General features: G+C 50.9%; 15 protein-coding genes. 4 read left to right on the forward strand and 11 right to left on the reverse strand.

Annotation, left to right across the window (positions count from 1 at the left end; translation table 11 throughout):
* Position 1 precedes the first annotated feature (1 nt).
* The gene (locus tag JKP77_RS07235) at positions 2–2629 is read right to left on the reverse strand and encodes a M14 metallopeptidase family protein (RefSeq protein WP_218310507.1); all 2628 of its coding nucleotides are present in this window, start codon (positions 2627–2629) and stop codon (positions 2–4) included.
* Positions 2630–2759: 130 nt separating this feature from the next.
* On the opposite strand from JKP77_RS07235, the gene nfuA reads away from it, so the two are divergent.
* Positions 2760–3338: a Fe-S biogenesis protein NfuA gene (gene nfuA / locus JKP77_RS07240; protein ID WP_218310508.1), complete on the forward strand. Its 579-nt coding sequence runs from the start codon at positions 2760–2762 to the stop codon at positions 3336–3338.
* A 1-nt stretch (position 3339) separates the two neighbouring features.
* A complete protein-coding gene (locus JKP77_RS07245) occupies positions 3340–3582 on the forward strand; it encodes a hypothetical protein (RefSeq protein WP_218310509.1) in 243 nt (80 codons plus the stop codon).
* Here the strand turns inward: JKP77_RS07245 and JKP77_RS07250 are convergent.
* Entirely contained in the window at positions 3542–4876 is a 1335-nt protein-coding gene (locus JKP77_RS07250; RefSeq protein ID WP_246601116.1) for an MATE family efflux transporter, read from the reverse strand. The genes JKP77_RS07245 and JKP77_RS07250 overlap by 41 nt on opposite strands.
* 33 nt (positions 4877–4909) lie before the next feature.
* On the opposite strand from JKP77_RS07250, the gene JKP77_RS07255 reads away from it, so the two are divergent.
* Positions 4910–6001 carry a polysaccharide deacetylase family protein gene (locus JKP77_RS07255; RefSeq protein WP_338024846.1) on the forward strand — a complete coding sequence of 364 codons (1092 nt, stop codon included), beginning with the start codon at positions 4910–4912 and terminating at the stop codon, positions 5999–6001.
* Between the two features lie 270 nt (positions 6002–6271).
* Here JKP77_RS07255 and JKP77_RS07260 read toward each other — a convergent pair whose 3' ends face one another.
* The 6 genes from JKP77_RS07260 to JKP77_RS07285 are packed head-to-tail and all read right to left on the reverse strand — an operon-like array spanning position 6272 to position 10699.
* Positions 6272–6868 (reverse strand): GNAT family N-acetyltransferase, encoded by a 597-nt coding sequence (locus JKP77_RS07260; protein ID WP_218310510.1) that lies wholly within the window; start codon positions 6866–6868, stop codon positions 6272–6274.
* An 8-nt stretch (positions 6869–6876) separates the two neighbouring features.
* Positions 6877–7521: an SCO family protein gene (locus JKP77_RS07265; protein ID WP_218310511.1), complete on the reverse strand. Its 645-nt coding sequence runs from the start codon at positions 7519–7521 to the stop codon at positions 6877–6879.
* The gene (gene cyoE / locus JKP77_RS07270) at positions 7518–8438 is read right to left on the reverse strand and encodes a heme o synthase (RefSeq protein ID WP_218310512.1); all 921 of its coding nucleotides are present in this window, start codon (positions 8436–8438) and stop codon (positions 7518–7520) included. The genes JKP77_RS07265 and cyoE overlap by 4 nt, the downstream gene beginning before the upstream one ends.
* On the reverse strand, positions 8431–9420 hold the full coding sequence (locus tag JKP77_RS07275; protein ID WP_218310513.1) for a COX15/CtaA family protein: 990 nt from the start codon (positions 9418–9420) through the stop codon (positions 8431–8433). The genes cyoE and JKP77_RS07275 overlap by 8 nt, the downstream gene beginning before the upstream one ends.
* A 9-nt stretch (positions 9421–9429) precedes the next feature.
* The gene (locus JKP77_RS07280; protein WP_218310514.1) at positions 9430–9996 is read right to left on the reverse strand and encodes a hypothetical protein; all 567 of its coding nucleotides are present in this window, start codon (positions 9994–9996) and stop codon (positions 9430–9432) included.
* Positions 9989–10699 carry an SURF1 family protein gene (locus JKP77_RS07285; protein ID WP_218310515.1) on the reverse strand — a complete coding sequence of 237 codons (711 nt, stop codon included), beginning with the start codon at positions 10697–10699 and terminating at the stop codon, positions 9989–9991. Before JKP77_RS07285 ends, JKP77_RS07280 begins: the two co-directional genes overlap by 8 nt.
* 29 nt (positions 10700–10728) lie before the next feature.
* Here JKP77_RS07285 and JKP77_RS07290 point away from each other — a divergent pair, with 29 nt between their 5' ends.
* Positions 10729–10938, forward strand: coding sequence for a DUF2909 domain-containing protein (locus JKP77_RS07290; RefSeq protein WP_218310516.1), 210 nt, complete (start codon positions 10729–10731; stop codon positions 10936–10938).
* A 35-nt stretch (positions 10939–10973) separates the two neighbouring features.
* On the opposite strand, the gene JKP77_RS07295 is transcribed toward JKP77_RS07290, so the two are convergent.
* From JKP77_RS07295 to ctaD, 3 genes are read right to left on the reverse strand one after another with little or no spacing between them, the layout of a single operon-like run.
* Positions 10974–11852, reverse strand: coding sequence for a cytochrome c oxidase subunit 3 (locus JKP77_RS07295; RefSeq protein WP_218310517.1), 879 nt, complete (start codon positions 11850–11852; stop codon positions 10974–10976).
* A gap of 24 nt (positions 11853–11876) precedes the next feature.
* Positions 11877–12467, reverse strand: coding sequence for a cytochrome c oxidase assembly protein (locus JKP77_RS07300; RefSeq protein WP_218310518.1), 591 nt, complete (start codon positions 12465–12467; stop codon positions 11877–11879).
* A 14-nt stretch (positions 12468–12481) separates the two neighbouring features.
* Positions 12482–14095, reverse strand: coding sequence for a cytochrome c oxidase subunit I (gene ctaD, locus JKP77_RS07305; protein WP_218310519.1), 1614 nt, complete (start codon positions 14093–14095; stop codon positions 12482–12484).
* Between the last annotated feature and the right edge of the window lie 4 nt (positions 14096–14099).

Below are 14099 nucleotides of genomic sequence, written 5' to 3' on the forward strand. Positions count from 1 at the left end.
TTTACTTAAGCAAAGCAGACTGATAAATGGCGTTACTCATCAGCTTATTGGTGCCGTACCAGTAACCCCGGAAGTGTGGGTTATCAGTAAAGCCAATCACCAGGCCGCTGCCATAGCGCTCGGCAATAACCGCCGTGGTTCCACCAATCAACTCGACCAGCTGCGGCGCACTGTAACCGGCCATTAGCGGTGACTCAGTGTAACGTGCCACGGTGGTAAAGGGTGAATTGTCACTCTTCACAATCATGTTCGAGGTTTTAAACATCGGCAATGTCGATGAGGTGTACCCGAAAAATAGCGGATGTGAGGTGTCAATGCGTGTTTCATATACTGAGCCTGCAATCAGCTTCTTAGCATAAAGCGCACTTCTGTCAGCGAACGTCAGCGAGTCCGTATCAAAGGCATCATCAATCGTTTCCCGGCTGGCAATTTCAATATCCAGCCACTCGTTCTGAGCAAACAAACGCAGCGCAGACTTTTGTCCGATCAACACGCCACCGCTGTCTACCCAGTCAGCGATTGCCTCAACGGTGTCCTCGTCAAGTTGTCCGTAACGACCACTGGCCATGATAATGTGCGTATAGTTATGTAATGGCGTGCGCGCCAGACGTGACAGCTCGACCAGTGAAGCAGGAAGCCCTACACGCGTGTCCAGATAATGCCAGATTTCTCCAACTTCATACTGACTGGTTCCTTCGCCGCCGACCATCAGCACTTTTGGTGTGGTCACCGGTGTCATTTCCCGGCTTCCGAGGTCAGACCCCGCTGGCGTAAGACCGCTACGGATCGCGTGTACAGGCATGTTCAGCTGACTTGCCTGGGTTGTTAACAGGCTAACCAGGTTGTCAGGCTGCGCCAGACCGGTGGGAATTAATATCGTTCCCGGAGCGAAGTCGCGTGTTGAGTCGTCTACCATTTTCGCGGTAAAGCTTTTACCTGCAGTACGCACTGTGGCGCCTGATTCAAGCAGCGCCTGCAACATGGCAGGAGCCTGATAATACTCCCAGTCAAAGGCATAAGCGTAGGCATTATCGGGCAACGCCTGAGTGTCGTTTTGCAACGAAAGGCTGGCGTTCGCAGCCGTCTTCACCTTACGGCGGTCACCGCGCTCAACAGCAACATAATCAATGTTGAAGGCCAGTGGTAAATTCCAGTTAGAGACGTCATAGAACGTATTGTTTTCAAAATTCTGCTGCGTTGAAAACAGAGAGGAAACCAGTCGGTACTGAGGTTGTTCAACCGGAATGTAAATGGCCTTGTTGGCAGTAAACCCTTTCCCGCTTACGTCCACGTCCCGGTTTACCACTTCATAGTCGATAGTATGGCGCTTGAGTAAGTCCAGCATGGCGGTAAATCTGCCGGTATCATTCGGCACAGCCAGCAGGTACCCGGCAGTGTCGCTGTTTTTCGCCGCATCGCGGGTATCTTTTACAAAGCTGGACTGATAATTCAGGATTGCGGGCTTATAGGCCATCGCGCCCTTAAAGGTGCTCAGCGACGTTGTCACCTGATTCTGGATCGTATCTGCAAAGCGGACTTTTCCGTTGATGGAGTCCTGCACGTGTCCGCGGCTGCTACCCTGTTCGAAAAGAATACCTATGCTGCCGTGCACATCGGGGTAGGTTGACCCTTTACCTACGTAAAAGTCGTCAAAATCTTCTTCAGAGAAATACAGCTCACCCTGCGCATCAAATGCTGCCGCATGATACTCCGCCAGCGCTTCTGTCAGCGTCACGTTGCCATCAGGCGTTATCGGATTTTTGCGAGAGCGTACGCCTGGCTGGAAGAAATAGGTGCTGTTCGTTCCCATCTCATGGAAGTCCGTCAGGATATGTGGACGCCACTGATGAAACTGTGCAATACGGGCGCGGGATTCAGGGTGTGTCAGTAGTAACCAGTCTCGGTTAAGATCGAACCAGTAGTGATTGGTGCGCCCTGACGGCCAACCCTCAACATGTTCACGTGTTTCAGGATCGCTGACCAGCTGCTTTCCTTTGTGCATATTCGCCCATTGCGCGAAACGCCCTAACCCGTCCGGGTTGAAAGACGGATCCAGTAACACCACATTGTTGCGTAGCAAACGGTTCACATCGTCTGACTGGGCTGCAGCCAGATAGTAGCCGATGACCATAGCGGCATTACTGCCGGACGGCTCATTACCGTGAATGCTGTAACCCATGTAAAAAATCAGGGGATCACCTTCACTCGGTGCTTCACCACTTTTCCAGGCATCCAGATGCTTTTTTCTGATGCTGTCGATACGTGGCTGATTATCTGGTGCGGTGATCGTGAGCAGCAGCAAAGGGCGGTTTTCGTGAGTGCGACCGGTTTCCTGAATGGTAATGCGGTCTGATGCTTCAGCGAGCGCACGCATGTAGGTAACCAACTGATCGTGTCTTACATGCCATTCGCCCACCTGTGCACCCAGAATTTTTTCTGGTGTTGGGATTGCGGGATCATAGGTAACACCCGCGGGAAGGTACTCAGCGACAGGTTTGCCACCGGTTTCGGCCGGCACCAGGCTGGCTGCAGATACAAAACCGGAGACGCTCAGCAGCAGACTGAACGCGACGAGGTGACGAGCGCGCTTAGCAAGGCGTAGCGTCGAGTGAACGAACTGATACGTCATAGTGTTCCCATCTCTTGTTGCATGAATTTTTATGATTATGACAATCTGAGAAAACACTTCAATACTTGACTGTTTTACTCAGGTAAATTTGTTATCATTAGCCCCATCTAATTAATTGTAGGACTTGTTGATGATCACTATATCAGAAGAAGCACAAGCTCACTTCGCGAAATTACTGGAAAAACAAGAGTCTGGCACGAATATTCGTGTATTCGTCGTAAATCCAGGGACGTCGTCGGCAGAGTGCGGCGTGTCCTATTGCCCCCCTGATGCTGTCGAAGAAGGCGACATAAAGCTTGAGTTTAACGGTTTCGATGCGGTGGTTGATCAGGAGAGCGCGCCTTACCTGGAAGAAGCAGAAATTGATTTTGTTACTGACCAGATGGGATCGCAACTCACGCTGAAAGCACCGAACGCAAAAGCGCGTAAGGTGTCAGACGATGCACCGCTGGTTGAGCGGATTAACTATATGATCGAATCTGAAATCAACCCGCAGCTGGCCAGCCATGGCGGCCAGGTGATGCTGGTTGAAGTCACCGAAGAGGGCTTTGCAGTTCTGCAATTCGGTGGCGGCTGTAACGGCTGCTCGATGGTAGACGTAACCTTAAAAGACGGTATCGAAAAGCAAATGTTAGAGCAGTTTGCCGGTGAGCTGAAAGGGGTTCGCGACGCCACCGAACACCAGGCTGGTGAACACTCGTACTACTAATATGAGTACCCCGCAACAGCGCTGGCAAGGGTTTGTTCGTGGCCTGGTTATTTTTTCACTGGGCGCGCTGTTGCTGGTTTTTACAGCAGAGTATGCGGTGTGGCTTTACTGGCTGTCTCTGGCCATTTTGTTCACCGGGTTTGCGATTGCCATGCGTTACTACGCGGGCATTTTTATGCAGCGTATTTCCTCGTTTGGCGACGCTAAACGCTTACTAAAGCGTCTCGACGAACGCGATAAATGAACACCCACCCCAGCGTTAGCCCACGCGCAAGCAGGAAGCTCAGTAAGGCATACCATAACGCCACGTTTCCCGCGTCTGAAAACAGCCACCATACCGGAAAATAAGCCACTGCAGCGCTGATAATCATAGTGTCGCGCATTGCCGCAGACTGCGTAATACCGACAAAAACCCCATCAAATAAGAAACACCAGTGGCCCAGAAGTGGTAGCAGCACCATCAGCCACAGGTACGCTGAAGCCGCCTCGCGAAGGTGAGGTAAATCGGTCAGTAATGCAATGATGGCGTCGCCAGATACATAAAACAGCAAGGCGTAGGCAATCGCAAACAGTGATGACCAGAATAATCCGCGTTGCGTCTGCGCCACTACTGCGCGCTTTGACTTGGCTCCTGCGGCTTCTCCTACCAACGCTTCCACCGCATAAGCAATACCATCCAGGCCCAGCGCAATTAGCACGAAAAACTGCATAAGAATGGCATTAATCGCCGCTGGCGTTTCTCCCAGCCGGGCTCCCTGGAGCGTCAGGAACGCCAGACAGACCTGCAACGCCAGGTTACGTATCAGCATGTTGCCATTGAGTTTCAGCAGTACTTTCCGGGCTGCCGAGTTAAACCACTCCGCTCTCGGCGATACGCCTTTGCAGTGAGCCAGAGCCACCCACAATGACAATGCAGTCATTGTATACTCGGCTGCGATACTTGCCAGCGCCACACCCGCGACAGACATATCAAAACCATAAACCAACAAGACATCCAACGCGGCGTTTAGCAGGTTGCCTACAATCTGAATAAACAGAACGGCACGGGTTTTTTGCTGCCCGACCAGCCAGCCCACCAGCGCCAGATTGAGCATGGCAGCGGGCGCACCCCACACACGTACTTCAAAATAGGCTTCAAGATGCTGCAACACCTCGTAGCCCGGAGATGCAAGCCAGATACCGGCATGCAATACAGGCACCTGCAGAAGCAGTAACCCGATACCTAAAACCAGTGCAATGGCGCAGGTTTGCCAGAGGGCCTTCGCCGACTGGGTTTTCGGATCATGGGGATTTCCTCTGCCCTGAGCACTTAAGCCGGTGGCCGACATTCGCAAAAAACCGCATACCCAGTAAATTTGTGTGAGTATTAACGTGGCTATCGACGCACCAGCGAGCATAGCCGAGGAATCCATATGCCCCAATACAGCCGTATCAACCAGTCCGAGTAAAGGCGTGGTAATATTGGCCAGAATCATCGGAAAGGCCAGCGTGATTAATGTTTTGTGGGCCTGCCAGCCGTGCGGCACTGTCGCTGTCATGGAAATGTAGCACCCGCAGAGTAAGGAGGAAACGTGAAGTATAACATGGGTTTGCGACAAAAAATCGGGTTCGTACTGGGCCTGATTGCGACATCGTTAACAACCGGAGTGAGTTACGCACAGACTGACGACAAAGGTCTGGATAACGCTGTGATCCTGCTCTATCACCATGTAGCAAACGATACACCTGCAAGCACCAGCATTTCGCCGGACAGCTTCGCTGAACACATGGAATACTTAGCAAATAACCATACTGTGCTGGGCTTACCAGAGGTCGTTTCTGCGCTTCGCGAGGGTGAAACTCTCCCTGACCGCACTGTTGTGATCACCTTTGATGATGGCTATGAAAATATTCTTACTAATGCCCACCCGATATTAAAGCGTCACGGGTTTCCCTACACCATCTTTATCAACCCCAATGAGATAGGCAGTAATCGCAGTCAGCTTAGCTGGGAGCAGGTAAAAACAATGCAGGATGACGGTGTCGTGTTCGCGAATCATACGCTTGATCACCTGCATATGCTGGAGCGAACGCCTGGAGAATCTGAAAAGGACTGGCTAAAACGTGTGTGGACAAATGTCACCGAAGCCGAAGATATACTGGAGGACAAAACCGGACGTTCACTCAAGTATCTGGCGTTTCCGTTTGGTGAATACAACCGTGCTTTGGCAGATAAAGTGTCACAAGCCGGCTATGTTGGTTTCGGTCAGCATTCTGGTGGCGTCAGCAGCGAAAGTCAGTTTTCCGCTCTCCCCCGTTTTCCTGCTGCAGGCCCTTATGCCAACCTCAAAACGTTGAAAACCAAGCTGGAAAGTCTGGCAATGCCGGTATCCTCATACACGCCTGAAGATCCGATGGTAACTGACAGGAGCGAGCCGCCTAAAGTCACCTTCACCGTGACCTCCAGCGATGTCGATTTGAATCGCGCTAACTGCTTTTTTGGTGGCGATACCATCGCACCGCGCGTAGATAAGATGACAGCGACTGTCACTATTGATGGCGCACTTCCGGTTGGGCGTTCAAGAATTAACTGTACTGCGCCGTCAATGGAACACAGTGGTCGCTATTACTGGTACTCGCAGCCATTTTTCGTCGCCGACAGCAAGGGTAATTATCCCGATTAGTGACTAAAGGCCTGCGAGACCTTTGGTGTGAACCATTTTGTGCAACCCTAACGCATTTCGCGCAAGTCTCAAGGAACATGGTGTAGTTTTACTGACTGAGTGACGGGTTGCGCAGTGCAAAATGCGCTTGAAAACACTTACACGTCCGCAGTTTAGGACGTGGGGGTGGATGTACACTCCCGAACACAGGCTTTATGCCGTTCAATAATAAGGTGTGATCAGCGCAGAAAAGAGGGGTGTAAACCGACAATAATACTCAGTGGGAATGCCTCACAAAGGCGGCACAGCTCTTATCATCTGAATAAAGGGAGCGGCATGCTGATGCTCGCCAAATCCCAGCGCCTTATAGAACCGCCGGGCAGTCTCATTGGAGACTTCCACGTCCAGCACCATGGCGAATTTTTTATGCTCTCTTGCGGTTTTTTCAGCAACGCGCAGCAATGCGCGGCCAACGCCCTGACGCCTGGCGCCTGCAGCGACTGACAGGTGCCCAATCCCCAGCTCTGTCGCCAGTGGCGGATGCAGAGCGGCGCTAAAGCGCTGACTACGCATTACCACATCAATCGACTGGTCCAGTCCAAAGTGTTCTGTGATTGAAGAGAGCGTATCGCGATCGAAATCGGCAGGCAGTTTATCATGCCAGCAGGTCATCAGGCCTACCACGTCATCGTCTATGCAGGCGACCCAGTGATTTTTAAAGCCATACTGGCCCTCCCCGTTTGACCAGGCATAGCATAAGTACTGATAGGCGGAGTCTCGCTCACCATTGCCGAAAATATCAATGAGAAGCTGCTCACCGGAATCAAGAAGAAGTGGAACCGCACTTGCCATGTCGGCGGCGGTGGCCTGACGTATATTCAGGTTCATACATACTACTAGGGTGCGACAATAACCGGCAAATCAGCAAGAATTTGATTTACATCGGCGACCGCCAGCTTTCCCGGCTCCGAAACAGGCTTAAAGCGTCCAATTACTTTAGCATCCGGATTAATTAATACCACGGAAGCGCTATGATTGACCAGATAATTGGGATCATCGGTGCTCTCCGCCATGGAGTACATCATTCCCATGCTGCGAACCAGAGGAAACATCTCTGCATGTTCTCCGGATACTGCAATAAACTCGTCGTTAAAATAGCTGACGTACTCGTTCAGGCGTTCAGTGTTATCCCTGTTTGGATCCACGGAAATAAACCACACTTTTACCGGCACATCTGAATCCAGCTGCTGGATTTTCGGATAGGCTCCGCTCAGCGCCGCCATGGTTGTCGGGCAGATATCCGGACAAAATGTATAGCCCAGAAACGCGAGCGTCCACTGTCCCTTCAACGACTGCGGCGTCACAGTATTGCCATGGTGATCAGTCAGTGTAAAGTCGGTCAGCACTCGTGGCTGTGGGAACTGCTGTAAATACTGAGGCTGAGCGTCATCTGCCGCGGGAGGCGCGATATAGATTGCACCGATGATGCCCAGTATAAGAGCGATGCCGGCCGCCAGACCGGCTACTGCACGTTGATTCATAAGCTAATTGGTATGTAATGATCGACCAGTAATACCACAAACAATATCATGAGATGAATAATGGAGTACTTAAATGTTTGCATGGCCGTTTTATCCGTAGCAGCAAATTTCAGTTTCCACGCATACATCATAAAACCGGCGTTCAGCGCCGTTGAACCAATCAGATAAATCAGATTGCTCATTCCGGTAAGATAGGGAAGCAGGCAAACCAGACATAATAATACGGTGTAGAGCAACACGGAGGTTTTGGTATACTCGACGCCATGAGTGACCGGCAGCATTGGCACTTTCGCCTTGGCGTATTCTTTTTCTCTGTGAATTGCCAGCGCCCAGAAATGTGGCGGTGTCCAGGTAAAAATGATTAACACCAGCAACAAGGCGTGGGCGTGAATTTCTCCTGTCACGGCAGTCCAGCCCAGCAGCGGAGGTGCTGCACCTGCCAGGCCACCAATAACAATATTTTGCGGTGTCGCGCGCTTTAAAAACATCGTGTAGACAAAAGCGTAGCCAACCAGACTAGCCAGCGTCAGCAATGCCGTAAGCCGGTTTATCGCAAACTCCAGGATGCCATAACCCGCAACCGCCATGACAGCAGCAAAAATAAGCGCATGAGTGACTGACACCTTCCCTTTCGCCACCGGACGATTGTAGGTTCGTGCCATCTGGCTATCGATACGATGATCCACAACGTGATTTATCACCGCGGCGGCACTGGATAACAAACCAATTCCTGCAAGGCCTGCGATCAGTACTTTCCAGTCTACCCATTGCGGTGTCGCCAGACACATGCCCACCAGCGCCGTGAGGAGCAGCAGCATTACAACGTTCGGTTTGGTCATTTCGTAGTAATCACGCCACGACGCAGTAGCCCGAGTCGCCGTGCCTGATGGGGAAGAAATCGAAGCAGATTTAGCCATAAGTCGCTCCCTGAGGTCGATAAAGAGAATAGGTGACCCATACCATCACCAGCAGAAGACAGGCGGCCACAGCATTGTGCGCCACCGCGATAAACAGCGGCAGGCTGAATACGACGTTGCTGATACCCAGCCCAACCTGAACCAGCAACACGGCAAGCAACACGGTACCGCCGGTTTTCATTTTACCTGAGTAGCCGCTCATCAAATGCAGCGCTAACCAAGCCAGATATAAAAAGGTAACTACCGCGCCTGCGCGGTGCACGATGTGCATGGTCATACGCTCTGCGTAATCATGTGCACCAAATTCATAATTTACTGCGTGAGGCACACTGTAGGCGCCGGCAAAATCCAGACTTGATGCCCAGTCACCCTCGCATACCGGAAACTCTGTACAGGCCAGCGCAGCGTAGTTTGCTGATGTCCAGCCACCCAGCGCAATCTGAATAACGAGAATAGCAATCCCAGCCAGTGCTGCCAGAGGAAGCTGGGCGGCAGACTGCGGCGAATGCGATGCGCTGTGAGTACCTAATCGCAAATACAAAAGAAACAAACACGAGAGCACCGTGAACCCACCAAGCAAATGACCCATCACCACCACAGGCAGCAAATTCAACGTGACCGTCCACATCCCCAGGGCCCCCTGGAATATCACGAGCCCCAGCAGAAATAGTGGCAGTTTTTTGGGTTGTGAAGGCTCACGCCGGACTAACGCCAGAATGCTGATAGCCAGGATACACAAGCCCAGGGTGCCGGCGAAATACCGGTGAATCATCTCATTCCACGCCTTATGCGCTTCCACCGGGCGCTCCGGATAAGCGGCATTAGCGGCTGCCACTTTCTCTTCAGACAATGGCACAGTTAAATGACCATAGCATCCAGGCCAGTCAGGACAGCCCAACCCTGCATCCGTCAGGCGGGTGTAAGCCCCAAGAATAATGACAACCAGGGCCAGACCCAGGCTGAACAATACAAGCTTCTTCATTAGCGCGCTTTATCCTATGCGAGACAACTTCATTAACTTTCTCACGTCAGCAAGAATGTTACGGCTCTCCATCACTGCCACGTCTTTATCCCCGTCCACCGGGTAGTAGAGCATGGCATTATTGAGTGTATCGACTACGAAAATAGCATCGCCCGAGACAGATTTAAACGACTTATTAACATTTTCTTTACTTGCCTCAACCGCATGCAGAGAGGGCATTTCAGAAATTTTCGCCACTGCCTGCTCATCGCTTGATTCCGTAACAATCACAACGGCCTGAGCGCGGTCAGATTCCTTACCCAGTGCAAGCCATACCTGATTTATGCTGAACAACGCATTTTCACATGTCTTATCGCAATTTTCCGGGAGCGTATACACAAGTCGCCATTTGGGCGCTTCTGTTTCCAGAACAGCCGACACATCGAGTACCGGGTTTAGCAAATTCCCTTTATTGGTCGCACCACGATTAAACCAGTCGTTATCCAGCGCCAGTTTTGCCAGTACAACAGGCAACACAAACACCACAATGAGGGCGATGACCAATTTTTTTGACGTTTTTGACGGTGCATTACTCATGCGATATTTCCTTTTTTCTGAGGGCCAACAGGCCGATGATCAGTGCTGCAAAGGCAAGGCCGAACCATTGGATGGCATAGCCTAAATGTTTCTCCGGTGGCATCACCACCGGTGACCAGTTGCGAATGAACCTGTCGTCGGATGTCGTGAGCACCACAACATAATCAATGAACGGCGTTCTCAACAAGGTCGAAAGATAGTCCGTATCTAACGCCTGAATACGAAGCGGAAATGTGGCGCTGTCAGCGGTTTCTGTCACCATGGGGTTAAAGCCTGGCGAGGTAATCACGCCTTGATAACGGGTTATCTTCTCGTCTAATTCGATCTGGGGTAAGCGCTCGCGGGTGGGTAAGCCTTTTACCCAGCCATAGTTCACCAAAGTCCAGCCAGCTTCGGTCTGCACCGGCACCACAATGTCATATCCCGGCTGACCGTTCTCTATTCGGTTATCCAGATACATTATTCGGGAAGTGTCCGGCGTTCCGGTAAAAGCCACCTGCAGATCACGAGCATCACCTGCGCTTCGAATGGCTGACTGCAAACCCATTAGCCCACCAGACTGCTTTTGCGCTATGCTAGCCAAACGTTGTTCTTTTTGTTCCATCCGATCAAGTTGCCAAAATCCCAGGCCGCACATGATGATGACGGCAAGCAAGAGAACGCTTGCAGCCAGTATTCGGGTCGGGGAACGATGAAGTATCACGCCTTCAGCACACTCCTGATGAGGTAAATATGATTATAAAAATAATTCTGATAGCCCTGCTCATTTACATGATTGTTAATTTGTTTCTTGCCATGCGAATCATGATGAAAGGAAATCCAAAGGGTGAGCCTATGAGCAAATATATCGGCCGACGTGTACTGACCTCCGTGATCATTGTCACCCTTATTCTGATTGCCTTTGCAACCGGACTTATCACTCCCAACCCCCGTCCTTACTAGTACGGGGGAATGGCGTTAACTCACCGGCTATAGCGCTACAGTACGTATACAAACAAGTAGAGCATTACCCACACAACATCAACAAAGTGCCAGTACCAGCTCCCTGCCTGGAAGGCGAAGTGACTGTCCGGCGTGAAGTGGCCTTTCAGCACCCGCAGGAACAGCACAATCAGTATTATTGTACCCAGCGTTACGTGCATGCCGTGGAAGCCGGTGAGCATAAAGAAGGTGTTACCGTAAATTCCAGATTGCAGTGTCAGGCCAAGATCCTGATAAGCATGTACGTACTCCTGAACCTGCAGGTATAAAAACACAGCACCCAGTAAAATAGTAGCTCCTAACATCAGCGTTAGTTGTTTGCGTTTATTCTGCTCCAAGCCAACGTGAGCGAAGTGCAGCGTCACCGACGATATCAACAAGATAATCGTGTTTATGGTCGGTAGTCCTCCAGCACTCATCTCCTGTGTAGTGGTACCGCCAGGTGTACTCACCAAAGGCCATAAGGCTTCAAAACCAGGCCACAACACCTCGTTGGTCATAGCGTTATTTGATGCTCCGCCGAGCCATGGCACCGCAATGAAGCGGGCATAGAACAACGCACCAAAAAACGCGGCAAAGAACATCACTTCGGAGAAGATAAACCAACTCATTCCTTGCCGATAAGAGCGACCCAGCTGGTCGCTGTACAGCCCACTCATAGACTCATCGATCTGGTTCTTAAACCAGCCAAATAACATCACCAGCAATGTCAGGATACCAGCGGTAAGGAGATATCCTCCGTAGCCTGACTTATCCTGGGTTGATTCAATTACGAAATTACCCGCGCCCACAGCAATCAGAAACAGCGCCACAGCACCTACAATAGGCCAGGGGCTTTGCGCCGGAACATAATATTTTTGATATTCTTGTTGCATAACCGTCTCCTTCTCCCTTCTTTGTTATTTACCGCTCTCAGACTGCGTTGTCATAAAGGGATTGGTTTTTGTCTCAAGGCCATCAGCACGGGCTGTGACATCGTATAAGGTGTATTGGACTGTGAAGTAACTAATATCCTCAGGTATCTGAGGGTCGACATAAAACTGCATTGGCATGTAGGCCTCTTTCCCGCTGTCCAGCGGTTGCTGGTTAAAGCAGAAGCATTCGGTTTTATTCAAATACAGTGCGGCCAGTCCGGGAGATACTGACGGGATAGCCTGTGCCACTATGTCACTGGATGCTGGATTACGAACATAAAACGACACGGTATTCAGCTCGCCAGGGTGTACCTTGATGCGCTTAGTTTCAGCACGAAACTCCCACGGCATACCCGTATTGGTGCGGGTAATAAACTCCACCGTTACCTCACGGCTTTCATCAATCTCGACCGCCTGATAACTGGCCGCCGTGGTATTGGTTTTTCCGTTGATGCCGGTAATGTCGCAAAAGACATCGTAAAGCGGCACCAACGCAAAGCCGAAACCAAACATGCCGATAACAATGACAACCAGTTTCAGCACCATTTTCTGGTTTTTGTTGTTTGTCTCTGTCATCAGCTTTCTCCGCCTTATTTCACTACAGGAGGCGTTTCAAAAGTATGATAAGGCGCTGGTGAGGGAATTTCCCACTCCAGACCTTCTGCACCTTCCCACACCTGATCAGATACTGGCTCACCCTGTTTTTTACAGGCTTTGATCAGCAGCGCCAGGAAAATCAGTTGCGATAAACCAAACGCAAACCCGCCAATGCTGATCCACTTGTTGAAGTCAGCAAACTGCAGGGAATAATCCGGGATACGACGAGGCATGCCTGCCAGGCCGACGAAGTGCATAGGGAAGAACAATACATTCACCGAAATCAGTGAACACCAGAAGTGCCACTTAGCCAGCGTGATATCAAACATTTTACCCGTCCACTTCGGCAGCCAGTAATACACTGCCGCCATAATGGAGAATATTGCCCCCGTTACCAGTACATAGTGGAAGTGGGCTACCACAAAATAAGTATCATGGTATTGGAAGTCCACAGGGGTAATGGCCAGCATCAGTCCAGACAACCCGCCAATGGTAAACAGCACAATAAAGGCAATGGCAAACAGCATCGGTATTTCGAAACTTAGCGAGCCACGCCACATTGTGGCTACCCAGTTAAAGACTTTTACCCCCGTGGGTACCGAAATCAGCATGGTTGCAAACATAAAGAACATCTCTGCAAACAGCGGCATCCCGGTCGTAAACATATGGTGCGCCCATACGATAAACGAAAGCAGGGCGATGGAGGCCGTGGCATACACCATCGACGCGTAACCAAACAACCGCTTACGCGAGAAGGTGGGGATGATTTGTGAAATGATCCCAAATGCGGGCAGGATCATGATGTACACCTCAGGGTGACCAAAGAACCAGAAAATATGCTGGAACATCACCGGATCACCACCACCGGCGGCGTCAAAGAAGCTGGTACCGAAGAACTTATCTGTCAGCACCATGGTTACTGCACCAGCCAGCACCGGCATTACTGCTATCAACAGAAACGCGGTTATCAGCCAGGTCCAGACAAACAGCGGCATCTTCATCCAGGTCATGCCAGGGGCACGCATGTTGAAAATAGTCACAATCACATTGATTGCGCCCATGATGGAGCTAATGCCCATAATGTGCACCGAGAATACAAACAACGCGGTACTGTCACTACTGTAGGTGGTGGACAGCGGCGCATAGAAAGTCCAGCCGAATGCCGGGCCGCCACCTTCGACAAACAGTGACGACAGTAAAATTAAAAAGGCGAATGGCAGGATCCAGAAACTCCAGTTATTCATCCGCGGCAACGCCATATCCGGCGCCCCTATCATCATGGGCACCAGCCAGTTTGCCAGTCCGGTAAAGGCAGGCATGACGGCGCCAAATACCATAATGAGACCATGTACTGTGGTCATCTGGTTGAAGAAATTGGGCTCAACAATTTGCAGACCCGGCTGAAACAGTTCGGCGCGGATCACCATCGCCATCGCACCGCCAATCAGGAACATAATGAACGCAAACCAGAGGTACAGCGTGCCGATGTCTTTATGATTGGTGGTAAACAACCAGCGGGTTATGCCTTTGGGAATATGATGATCGTGATGATCATCATGACCATGCGCCGCTTCATCAGGGTGCATCACTTCAGTAGCTTTACTCATGACG

Origin of the sequence: Alteromonas antoniana (assembly GCF_019249295.1) — a bacterium.
GTDB classification, from domain to species: Bacteria; Pseudomonadota; Gammaproteobacteria; order Enterobacterales; family Alteromonadaceae; genus Alteromonas; species Alteromonas antoniana.

Excerpts from the sequence above, each read along its gene's own strand:
- JKP77_RS07245 (WP_218310509.1), top strand. The coding sequence starts at position 3,340 with ATGAGTACCCCGCAACAGCGCTGGCAAGGGTTTGTTCGTGGCCTGGTT.
- JKP77_RS07300 (WP_218310518.1), bottom strand. The coding sequence starts at position 12,467 with ATGACAGAGACAAACAACAAAAACCAGAAAATGGTGCTGAAACTGGTT.
- ctaD (WP_218310519.1), bottom strand. The coding sequence starts at position 14,095 with ATGAGTAAAGCTACTGAAGTGATGCACCCTGATGAAGCGGCGCATGGT.
- JKP77_RS07275 (WP_218310513.1), bottom strand. The coding sequence starts at position 9,420 with ATGAAGAAGCTTGTATTGTTCAGCCTGGGTCTGGCCCTGGTTGTCATT.
- JKP77_RS07250 (WP_246601116.1), bottom strand. The coding sequence starts at position 4,876 with ATGACAGCGACAGTGCCGCACGGCTGGCAGGCCCACAAAACATTAATC.
- JKP77_RS07295 (WP_218310517.1), bottom strand. The coding sequence starts at position 11,852 with ATGCAACAAGAATATCAAAAATATTATGTTCCGGCGCAAAGCCCCTGG.
- JKP77_RS07235 (WP_218310507.1), bottom strand. The coding sequence starts at position 2,629 with ATGACGTATCAGTTCGTTCACTCGACGCTACGCCTTGCTAAGCGCGCT.
- JKP77_RS07265 (WP_218310511.1), bottom strand. The coding sequence starts at position 7,521 with ATGAATCAACGTGCAGTAGCCGGTCTGGCGGCCGGCATCGCTCTTATA.
- cyoE (WP_218310512.1), bottom strand. The coding sequence starts at position 8,438 with ATGGCTAAATCTGCTTCGATTTCTTCCCCATCAGGCACGGCGACTCGG.
- nfuA (WP_218310508.1), top strand. The coding sequence starts at position 2,760 with ATGATCACTATATCAGAAGAAGCACAAGCTCACTTCGCGAAATTACTG.
- JKP77_RS07280 (WP_218310514.1), bottom strand. The coding sequence starts at position 9,996 with ATGAGTAATGCACCGTCAAAAACGTCAAAAAAATTGGTCATCGCCCTC.
- JKP77_RS07260 (WP_218310510.1), bottom strand. The coding sequence starts at position 6,868 with ATGAACCTGAATATACGTCAGGCCACCGCCGCCGACATGGCAAGTGCG.
- JKP77_RS07290 (WP_218310516.1), top strand. The coding sequence starts at position 10,729 with ATGATTATAAAAATAATTCTGATAGCCCTGCTCATTTACATGATTGTT.